This is a genomic window from Paenibacillus germinis, from assembly GCF_013141785.1.
In the GTDB taxonomy this organism is placed as follows: domain Bacteria; phylum Bacillota; class Bacilli; order Paenibacillales; family NBRC-103111; genus Paenibacillus_E; species Paenibacillus_E phytorum.
Genome location: NZ_WHOC01000069.1, coordinates 91,388 through 102,850, shown reverse-complemented (window position 1 = coordinate 102,850; position 11,463 = coordinate 91,388). Strand labels below are relative to the sequence as shown.

Here is an 11,463-nt window from a genome sequence, read left to right as displayed (position 1 = left end):
TTGTATTGGTAAGTATACGACCTTTTCAAAAGAAGGTAGGCTCACTGTTCTTCAAACTGTTGATTAGCTTTATTGTAATTATTCTCTTGCCGGTCTCCTTCAACTTTGTTTCGTATGCGTTTTTTCGTACGAATTTAGAGGATAAATTGATCGAGAACAACAGCCTAGTCACAGATACCACAGTAAAACATTATGAAGATCATATTAGAATGATTAAGAATTTCGAATTTACACAATTCCTAAAAGCAAATACAAGCAATCTGAACCGGGAAAAAGTCGGTGGAATCGATTATGCGGTTGTAACCCAGTTACGCAATGAGTTGCAATCTTATTTAACGAATCCATCTCTTTATTTGTACAATATGATGTTTGTATTAAACAATCTCGATCTTGCGTTCGATAAAGACGGATCGGCTCCTCTTCACGATATGTTCGATAAATTTTATTACAACGATACGTATAATTATGATTTCTGGCAGAAGGAAATAAGCGGGGTTAATGGCTTCAAAGTGTACGCTTCCTCGGAATTTTCCCTCAAAACAATGGGTGCACAGAAAAACAGCGGCAGTCTTATGCCCGTATTATTCAGCAGCAGCAGTAACAAGAATATCGCTATTATCGCCTTATTGGATAACGACAAGATGTCAGCGGAGTTCTATCAACCCGTCTCGGGAAGTAGGCTTTATATTTTGGATGAAAAGAACGACATGCTTTTTGCTTCCGATAGTCGTTTCAAATCTATGGAATTTCCTGCAATGGACCTGTTAAAAGGGTATGTGAAGGTAGGTACAGATTACATTTTTTATCAGAAGGGGACAATTAGCGGGTTTACTTATGTCAATGTAATCCCAACTTCTCAGATCTCTTCGCAGATTTCAAGGTTAAATCTGATTCTTGCCTCGATTCTCATCTTATCACTTCTATTAAGTATTGCGGCCTCGATTTTTTTTAGCGTCCGTCTCAACAACCCGCTGCGAAAAATCGTTGAATCCATCCGGCAATTGAATTTTTCCGTTCCGCCGCAAAGCCAAATCAAAGAATTCAATTTGATCAGCGAAAAAATCAGCGATTTGATTAGAGCTAATCTGGTCATCCATCAAGATTTAGACCATCAGAATTCACTGTTGAAATATTACGCTTACACGAACAAATTTAAAAATATTCATGGTTATGCCAAGGGAGTGAACATCCCGCTGGACATCGATAAACCGTTTATGCTAATCGGCTTTCAACTTTTGTTCAATTCTCGATTGAAACGGGACATGGATATTGAGCAGGACAAGGCGGCTAATTTCTTCAAGGAGTATATTAATGCGGATTTGACCGGAGCTTTCGCAGAAACGTTAACGTTTCAGATTGAAAATGACATCATTTTATCTCTAGTATTCATAGAAAAGGATAATAGCCCGAAATTGGAGGAATATCTTCAGCGGTGGAAACGGGTTTTTGATTTGGACCGGGAATACTGCCTAGTTTCGATCGCAGTCAGCGAGACTTATTACCACACTGCCAAATTTCCTGATGCCTACAAGCATATTTTGCAATTATTAGATGGTCGGCGTCCAGGAGATGAAACGCAAATTATCACGGAGGCTGGTTCGAAAGATCCTACCTATTTCGATAGCGACGAAGATCATGTGTTTTATGCTAATTTGGAGATGGGCAACGCTTCCGAACTGTTTCAAATTGTGAAACGCAGACTGAATTATTTGGATAGGAAAAGAGCTACTCTGCGTCAAATGCATGAATATGCCACAGAAGTCATTCGTAAGGTAAACAAGGCGACTGGCAGGGATACAAGTTTACGGCATACAGCCGAAAATGCAATGATTCTGATGCCACCGTTCGAAAACGTTCGTGAATGTTACACACTGAATCAATTGGAACGATATTTGGAATGGTTCCTAAACGTTGAGGTTACCCTCATTCGCAGAAAAAATGAAGAAACAGACCCCATAATCGATGTTGTTACGGATTATATTAACGCTCATCTTGGTGATGACATTACACTGGATTTGCTTGCAGATAAACTGAGTATTACAGGGACTTATTTGTCTACTTACTTTAAGCAAAAGAAAGGAATCAACTTCAGTGAATATATCAACAACGTACGTATGAGAAAAGCGCAGGAGTTATTGGAAACGACCGATCTCAAAGTGCTGGACATCGCCTCTATGGTCGGTTATTACAGTGTCAACGCATTTATTCGCAAATTCAAAAAGTTTACTGGCATCCCGCCAGGCGAGTTCCGTAAGGTGATAATTGATTCTTGAATTTATAAATAATACGGTAATTAACGACAAAAGTCCTGCTTCCAATTTCCTTTTGAAGCGGGACTTTTCTTCATGGATTCGCATTTTTCCTCAACTCATATAAAGACTCTTTAAAGACTTGTCTTTAAAGGGTGTTCTCACTAATATAAGCTTATAGACATGTTAGTTGAGAGGAGTATGGCATGAATACATTAGATGAATTGGGTATCTCACAGGAATTTGAAACAAAGGTTCATCGCAATAAATTAAGTTTTAATCAGAATTGGCGTTTTTTTCGGGGGGATATACAAGGTTCAGAAGAGGCTAAATTTGATGATTCAGCTTGGGAGATTGTTCACCTTCCTCACACAGTGAGGGTAGAACCGGCCCACTGCAGTGGAGGCCTGAACTATCTGGGTATCTCTTGGTATCGGAGACATTTTTATGTGGATAAGGCTTACAACGGTCAAAAAATATTTGTAGAATTCGAAGGTGCGAAGCATACGGCAGATGTATGGATTAACGGGAAGCATCTCTCGACACATTACGGCGGTTACCTGCCTTTTACTTTAGATATTACGGATCACGTTACGGCGGATGGAGAAACGGATCATGTTATTGTGGTGAAGCTAGACAACTCCGATATGCCGGATGTTCCTCCAGGTAAACCTCAGGGAGAATTGGATTTTTGCTATTATGGAGGACTATATCGGAATGTATGGCTGCATACGACGGATAAATTGCATATCACAGATGCCGTTTATGCGAATCAACAAGCAGGTGGCGGCCTATTCATCACGTACTCGGATGTAAGTTCACTTAAAGCTCAAGTCAATATACAAACACATATTAGTAATGAATATGAAATCCCAAAGGCTTGCTCAGTGACCCATTATATTGTAAATGACAATAATGAAGTTGTTAGTAAGGTATCTTCCAGTTTACACAACATAGATCAACGGAAGGATCATACTTTTACTCAGAGTGTTACAGTATCAGAACCCAAGCTTTGGCACCCTAATCACCCCTACCTATATACTGTATACACGGTTCTTTATGATAGCGATGTAGTTGTAGATACCTATGAAACAAGAATTGGGATTAGGCACATCCGATTTGATGGTGAAGGCTTTCATATAAACGGGACATTAATGAAATTAATTGGAGCCAACCGACATCAGGAATATGTATATGTGGGAGATGCCCTATCTGATTCCCTGCATAGGAGGGATGCAATCAAGCTTAGAGAAGGCGGATTTACGATCATTCGTACCGGACACTATCCGCAATCTCCGGCTTTCATGGATGCCTGTGACGAATTAGGCCTGATGTGTATTGTGCCGACACCTGGATGGCAGTGGTTCAGGGATAACGATACGTTTAAAGAAAGATCCTATCAAGATATTCGAGAGATGATTCGTTATCATAGGAATCGCCCTAGTATTGTATTGTGGGAGCCTATTTTGAACGAAACCGATTACAGTGAACAATATACACGAACAGCCCTAGAGGTCACACATGCCGAATATCCAGGTGATCAATGTTATGCGGCCTGTGACAATTATAGGATTGCTGCTACCCACTATGATGTCGTTTATGGAGCAGCACTTCGTGATCATCAGGGATCTTTCATCAGGGAGTGGGGAGACCATTATCTGGAGCAGGCGGGTCCAAGGCATACGCACCTCAGATGTTCAAGAGGGACAAGAGATTTCTACCCAGGCGGCGAGTCTGGTATGCTGCAGTCTTCGAAAGAGCGCACCGACATTTTAAATAATATTCTAGCTACAAAAGGACTTAGCGGCGGAGCGCTGTGGACCGGGATTGATACGAACAGGGGATATTATGATAATATAGCTGCCTGTGGTGCACTGGATTTATATCGTTTACCCAAATATAGCTATTATCTATTCCAAAGCCAAAGTGAACCTGATTTACAAATATCGGGTATTCGTACAACACCAATGGTATTCATTGCTAATGATTGGACACTGGCTTCAACAAGGGACATTACGGTTTATTGCAACTGTGAACGAATCAGACTTTATCTGAACGGAAGGCTTCTCGGTGTTAAGAAACCAGACGCAAGCTATGGAAGTATGCCGCATGCACCATTCATCTTCGAAGGGGTAGAATGGGAGCCGGGAAAATTAATGGCTGAAGCTATTGTTGATGATGTTATCGTAGCCACACATTCCGTCATGACGCCGGGGACTCCGGATTATTTAACATTATCTGTAGATGATTGCGGTGTTGATCTGAAAGCGGATGGTTCTGATTTAATCATGGTTCATGTTTATGTGAGAGACGCCAATGGAACCGTAGTTCCGGATGCATACAATAAGATAGAATTCCAGTTGACAGGACCGGCAGAAATTGTCGGTGATGGAGACAGTAGAGTGGGGTCAAACCCCGTAGAAGCGGAAGCGGGAGCCATCGGGGTTCTCATTCGTGCGACGAAGGAACCAGGCCTTATCACACTGCTTGCGGAGTCAGATGGATTGAAATCGGCGACTGTAGAAATCATATCGCAGCCTATTTCTAAGCCATTTGTACCAGGAAAATCACAAGTACCACCTGATCGAAAACCGGAATATGAGGTAGATCAGATTGCTTTCTTTTCGCCACCATCATCTAGATATTGGGAACACTGGACGGATGTTGCGATCAATAAACCGGCGAAAGCCAGCTCTGAGCTTCCTGGATGCAGCGCTAGTCAAGCAACTAGCAATATCATTGCTGATCGGTGGAGCGAGCGTTGGAGTGCTGGGAATAATGAACTACCGCAATGGTGGAAGGTAGATCTTGAAGGATTCTACGAGTTGGATGGCTGTAAGATCTATTGGGAAAGTGATAATACGGAGTATGAATATCAAGTTGAAGTTTCATCTGGTGATATCCATTGGAAAGCAGTGGCTTTTCAAAGACAAACGGGACAAGAAATGGGCATGGATGAATTTCATGAAGCAGGGATCAGGTATGTACGCATTGTTATGACCGATGTATCCAAAGGGCTACCCAGCTTTTATGTAGTGAAAGTATTCGGGAAAGAGATGTAAGCTGCCTAACTCATACGGCAACGTTACCTTGCTTGAAGGCAGAGGCCTATCTGCGTTATATTTAAGTTGAGTTTGCGCAGTATTCGGAAAATTACTGTGATGTGGATCTGCTCTTGCCTTGGCAATCCGATTCAGATCATCCTTCGGCCTTGCGCACAGAGCTTTCGCGCAAGGTTGTTTTGGGTTAAACATGAATCCCTATTTGAATGATGTTGTAGAAAGTACAACAATCGCTGCCTGTTTCTTGCCTCTCTCTCTACATTGTTGCATACTGTACAACAATTGGGCCTAAAAAGGGCGTTTTCGCAGCAAAGGGGCTCGAAATGTTGTACGAACTACAACTTCAAGTTGCAAAATAGCCTTTTGGCGTGTGAATTGTTGTAGTAAATACAACATTGGCATCCACTATAAAAGCTGCTAAAAGACTCTAAAATCTAATTTTTAGAGTCATGCCTACCAGTGGTTAGAGGGCATAATGTAGGGATCGACAGTCTCCTTTAAAATAGGTTGAAACAATTGAAAATCAAAGCGAGGGATCTCCCATTGATACTTTAGGAAAAATAATAGGTCACAGTAGTAGCAGTGCTGGGGTTAAGATTGGCATTGTCGGACCCAAGGATATGGTGTCAAGGATCGTCAAAGTCATCAAAAACTTCCCCACCTTTGAACCCGTTGTCAGGTATTCAAAGAATGAATTGGAAACTCCAAATTTATCCGATGAAATAAAGAATGAAGTGGAAGTCCTGTTATTATGCGGTCCTGTCCCCTACCGAAAAGTTCTGGAAAAAGTGAAATCAGTCGTACCTGTTCATTACGTCCGATATAACGAAACTGGATTATATAAGGCTTTTTACAACATCCAAAAAAAGCTTGCAAACGTAAATGTTAAATCGAATATGGTTGGAAAAGCAATAAGTGTAGATACGGTAACTCCAGTCATGGTAAAACGATTTTTGGAAGAAATCGATGAACAAGATTTGAAAATCATTTGCTATGATGAGGCAAGCAATCCCACAAGAGAACAACTGTTAGAATTCCATAAAGATTGTTTTAACAAGGGTTTGGTGTCAGGAGTGCTTACTGGAATCAATTCAATTTCAGCTGAGTTAAATGATTTAGGTATCCCGAATGAATGGATGGTCCCAACCACACAGGACATCGTTGTAGCTCTGGAGAGAGCGCTTCTATCGACAGATGCGAGGAAAAGTAAGGAATCCCAGATCGTTGTGGGTTTGATCAATGTGGATGGTTTTGGCAAAATCGTCGATCGCCATAACTCGGAGCATGAAATTCAAAAACTGAAGCTCAATATTCACCGAATTTTGCTGGATTATGTGGATTCTTTACGAGGTCATCTTACGCACCTGGGAGGCGATGAATATTTATTTTTTACAACCAGGGGGATATTTGAACAAGAGACGGCGGGATACAAAAGAGTTCCTCTAGCATCAGAAATCTATAGATCCTATCAGTTAACGTTAAGTATCGGTGTTGGATTTGGCAGAACGGCCAATGAAGCGGGTTCAAATGCGAGATCGGCTTTACGGAAATCAAAGGAGGCGAGCGGCAACTCATGCTTTATTGTTAGAGAGGACAGAGGCATACTTGGACCTTTGGAGATGGTGGATGCTCAGGTGAAAGATTTGGAATTGGTGAATCCTGACTTTATTAAAAAAGCAGAGAACGCCAATATGACCTCCCCCTACTTAAGCAGGTTACTTGTAACCTATGCCCGTACCGGCAAGAAAGAGTATAACGTTCAAGAATTAGCTTTGCTGCTCAATATTACCGTTAGAAGCACCCATCGATTGCTGTTGGAATGGTCGGATACAGGATTAGTCCGTACTAGCGGTATGGAGAAAATGCCGAAAGGCCGTCCACGGCAAATTTTTGAGTTTGCGTTCCTGGATGAAAGTATGAAGAGCTAAGGTGAGATGGAAGGGATTTGTCCTATCCTTCTGTTTATATATAGACATTTAAAAGACTTGTCTTTTAATGTGTTGGCTCATTAAAATAGGGATGTAGACTTGAAAATCGAGAGGAGAACGACATGAAAACAATCCAAGAATTAGAAACAAAGCTAGCTCAGCCTTCGTCCGCTTTAATCAATGATATTGCTGCACTTGATGGGGATATACTGTTACTTGGTATTGGCGGTAAGATGGGACCTAGTTTGGCTAGGTTAGCCATGAACGCTATCAAAGAAGCTGGTGTAAATAAAAAGGTGATTGGCGCTTCGAGGTTCTCTTCCGAAGGGTTAAAACAGGAGCTGGAAGCAGACGGTGTTGAAACGATCTCCGTTGATTTATTGAACGATCAACAGCTTCAGCAGCTGCCTGATGTGAAAAATGTTATTTATATGGCGGGAAATAAATTTGGCACAATGGGGAATGAACATTTTACATGGGCAATGAATGCTTACCTCCCTGGACGTGTTGCGGAAAAATATAGAAACTCTCGTATTGTCGCTTTTTCCACTGGGAATGTGTACCCATTCACACCGGTTGCTCATGGAGGAGCTACTGAAGATACGGCGACAGGGCCGATCGGAGAATATGGCCAATCTTGTTTGGGACGTGAGCGGATTTTTGAGCATTTTTCTCGTAAATATAATACGCCATTGACCATTTTCAGACTTAATTATGCGGTGGATTTGCGCTATGGCGTGCTTTTGGAAATAGCTAAATCGGTTAAAGCAGGAAAACCTATCAACATCACCATGGGAAATGTCAACTGTATCTGGCAAGGGGATGCGAATGAAATGGCTATTCGTTCCTTGAATATTTCCAATTCCCCACCTACATTCTTGAATGTTTCCGGACCTGAAACTTTATCGATGCGTTGGGCGGCAAATATGTTTGGCCAAAGATTCGGTGTGGAACCTATCTTTGTTGGAGAAGAATCGCCGACTGCTTTATTGAGCAATTCAGCAAAAGCCCATCAGCTGTTCGGTTATCCGCAGGTTTCCCTGCAGCAAATGATTGAATGGACCGCGGAGTGGTGTTTGGCCGATGGTCACACTTGGAATAAACCAACACATTTTCAAGAGAGGGAGGGGAAATATTAAAAATGAGCCTTATAAAACCACTAAGCGCGGAAAAAAACAAGGCGCTGCATGAGGGATTGGTTATTCCCGCACATCCGCTGGCTTTAAATGCTGCAAGAGAGATGGATGAACGCAGACAAAGAGCTCTGACACGTTATTACATGTCTTCGGGTGCGGGCGGTATCGCAGTTGCTGTGCATACGACACAGTTTGAGATCAGGGACAAGGAGCATAATCTGTTCGAAAAGGTGCTAAGATTAGCATCCGAAGAAGTCAAGAATGCCAAGCTAACCAAGCCCTTCCTTCAGATAGCCGGTATCTGCGGCCCAACAGAGCAAGCCGTTTACGAAGCGGAAACAGCAGCGGGCCTCGGATATGATCTCGGTTTAGTCAGCATGGGAGGACTTCAAAGCTTAACAGAGAAGGACTTACTGAAGCGAATTGCCAAAATCGCGGAGATCATTCCGGTATTCGGCTTTTATCTACAGCCTTCTGTCGGTGGAAGAGTATTGAGCTACGATTTCTGGAAAGAGTTTGCGAACATCTCTGGCGTGGCTGGTATCAAAATGGCACCGTTTAACCGTTATCAAACGATCGATGTCGTGCGTGCCGTATGTAATTCCGAGCGGAGAGATGAAATCGCTTTGTATACAGGCAATGACGATAATATTGTGAACGATTTGCTGACCAACTACCATTTTGTCGTTAATGGAATCAAGGTTGAGAAAAAAATAGTGGGCGGTTTGTTGGGTCATTGGTCTGTTTGGACGCAAAAGGCTGTTGAACTCTTGGAGGCCATTAAACTTGTACGAAACGATGAAAGTCTAAATTCCCACTGGTTGACTCGCAATATAGAAGTCACGGACTCCAATGCGGCATTTTTTGATACAGCGAATGGATTTGCAGGCTGTATAGCCGGAATTCATGAGGTGCTTAGGAGACAAGGTCTTCTTGAAGGGCGTTGGTGTTTGAATCCCGAAGAAGAGCTGTCTAACGGACAAATGGAGGAAATTGACCGTGTCTATCGGGATTATCCGAATTTGAACGACGATGAATTTGTTAAGAGGCATTTATCCGAATGGTTAGCAGATTGATTGTGAATGGGAGGATTTACAGATGATGTCCGGGAAAACGATTCGAATTGGTATTATAGGTCTCGATTCATCGCATGCTCCCGTTTTTACGCAATTGCTAAACGATAAGAACCATGCTTATCATGTGCCTGGTGGGGAAGTGACGGTTGCTTATCCAGGAGGTTCAGCCGATTTCGAGATGAGTTATTCGCGAGTGGAAGGGTTTACGGAGCAAGTTCGCGACAAGTATGGTGTGAAAATTGTTGATTCGCCGGAGGAAGTGGCTGATGCTTGCGATGCCATTCTGATGGTGTCGGTCGACGCTCGGGTTCATCTCGAGCTGTTTCGTCGCATCGCGGCTTATCGCAAACCGATTTTCATCGATAAGCCAATGGCTCTTTCTTCTTCCGATGCGAAGGCAATCGTGGAACTAGCACAGCTGCATGGCATACCGATCATGAGCTGTTCTTCACTTCGTTATGCTGAAGCAATGACGGAGGCGTTACTGGAATCAGAAAGCGGCAGCATTATCGGCATGGATTGTTATGGTCCGCTAGCCATGCAGCCTACACAGCCGGGGCTATACTGGTATGGCGTGCATACGGCTGAGATGCTTTTTAAAACGCTGGGTAAAGGTTGTGTGAAGGTTTCGGCTGTTACAAATGATGAGCATGATCTCATTACCGGCGTCTGGGAAAATGGTATCATCGGTACGATTCGCGGTAATCGCAAAGGCAACTCAGAATTTGGCGCACTGCTGCATAAGGAAACCAAAACGCAGTTTATCGATGTGTATCGACATCCGAAACCGTATTATGCCAGCTTAATGGAGAAAATTATGAGCATGTTTGTAACAGGAACACCTGATATCGACATGGAAGAGACGCTGCAGATCATGCGATTCTTGGAAGCCGCCAATGAAAGTCGTGAATCCGGTTTAGAGGTATATCTGTAGAATCGGGAAAGGATGAAACGGCCATGCAAAAAGCAGAATTAAGAGTAGCGGTGCTTGGTGCGGGTATTATAGCCAAAGCACATTTTGATGCTATCCAATCAACGACGGGATTTGCAGCTTGCGCGGTTGTAGATATCAATCTCGATAAAGCAAATGAAATCGCCCAGCTCTATGAAATAACGGCCTATAACGATTACCGGGAAATGATCAAACAGGAATGCCCGGACGTGGTGGTCATCGCATTGCCTCATTATTTGCATAAAGAGACAGCCGTGTTTGCTGCGGAACATGGATGTCATTTGATGCTGGAGAAACCTATGGCTTTATCCGTATCGGAATGCGATGAGATTATCCAGGCTGGACGTAAAGCGGATATTCGCATCTTGGTCGGACATACTCAGCACTATATTGCTGAAAATATACAGGCCAAAAGGATCATCCAAAGTGAAGAATTAGGAAAGCTCGTCATGATTCATGATGTCAGACATACGAATTACTTCCAAGACTCGCGTCCACAGTGGTTTCTCGAAAAAGAGAAATCAGGCGGTGGTATTCTGGCCAATCTGGGTACGCACTCTATCGATAAAATTCAGTGGCTGACAGATCGTACGGTGCGTAAATTAAGGTCATCTGTGAGTTATCATGGAAGCAGGGGCAATGTAGAAGGCAGCGGTATGATTTATCTGGAACTTACTTCAGGAATTCCTGCGACAATTGTTCAATCGGGTTACTTAGGGGCATCGCGCAATGAAACGGAGATTATGTTTACGGGTGGTATGCTGAAGCTAGTAACCGGTGAAAGCTTATGGATAAGTCGGGGCGGTCAGTATGAGAAGCTTGACACACCAAACACAGCTGCTCCATTCGAATTGCAATATTCCGACCTGCTCACGGCCATACGGGACCATTCGGAAACCAGCTGCTCTCCAGCGTATGCGCGAGGCGTCATAGCTGCACTGGAGGCTGTATACCGTTCTGCAGAAACAGGTTTGGAACAGTTTGTTGATCAGGAATTTGGATCATGAAAGAGCAGGTTGAATGAACAATTGACCAGCCCTTTTGGCGGTTAACTAACATC

7 protein-coding genes are annotated in these 11,463 nt (G+C 43.0%); all 7 read left to right on the top strand.

The window, feature by feature from the left end; genetic code table 11:
* Positions 1-5 precede the first annotated feature (5 nt).
* The 7 genes from GC102_RS12895 (at position 6) to GC102_RS12865 (ending at position 11,410) form a co-directional block, all read left to right on the top strand.
* Positions 6-2,273: a helix-turn-helix transcriptional regulator gene (locus tag GC102_RS12895; protein ID WP_171689903.1), complete on the top strand. Its 2,268-nt coding sequence runs from the start codon at positions 6-8 to the stop codon at positions 2,271-2,273.
* 182 nt (positions 2,274-2,455) lie between these two features.
* Positions 2,456-5,311, top strand: coding sequence for a glycoside hydrolase family 2 TIM barrel-domain containing protein (locus GC102_RS12890; protein WP_171689902.1), 2,856 nt, complete (start codon positions 2,456-2,458; stop codon positions 5,309-5,311).
* Positions 5,312-5,931: 620 nt separating this feature from the next.
* Positions 5,932-7,239, top strand: a complete 1,308-nt coding sequence (locus GC102_RS12885) for a GTP cyclohydrolase IIa (protein WP_216628039.1) — start codon at positions 5,932-5,934, stop codon at positions 7,237-7,239.
* Between the two features lie 122 nt (positions 7,240-7,361).
* Positions 7,362-8,378: an NAD-dependent epimerase/dehydratase family protein gene (locus GC102_RS12880; RefSeq protein WP_171689901.1), complete on the top strand. Its 1,017-nt coding sequence runs from the start codon at positions 7,362-7,364 to the stop codon at positions 8,376-8,378.
* A 2-nt stretch (positions 8,379-8,380) separates the two neighbouring features.
* On the top strand, positions 8,381-9,451 hold the full coding sequence (locus tag GC102_RS12875; protein ID WP_171689900.1) for a dihydrodipicolinate synthase family protein: 1,071 nt from the start codon (positions 8,381-8,383) through the stop codon (positions 9,449-9,451).
* Between the two features lie 22 nt (positions 9,452-9,473).
* Positions 9,474-10,385, top strand: a complete 912-nt coding sequence (locus GC102_RS12870) for a Gfo/Idh/MocA family protein (protein ID WP_312883251.1) — start codon at positions 9,474-9,476, stop codon at positions 10,383-10,385.
* 23 nt (positions 10,386-10,408) lie between these two features.
* A complete protein-coding gene (locus tag GC102_RS12865) occupies positions 10,409-11,410 on the top strand; it encodes a Gfo/Idh/MocA family protein (protein WP_171689899.1) in 1,002 nt (333 codons plus the stop codon).
* Positions 11,411-11,463: the final 53 nt, after the last annotated feature.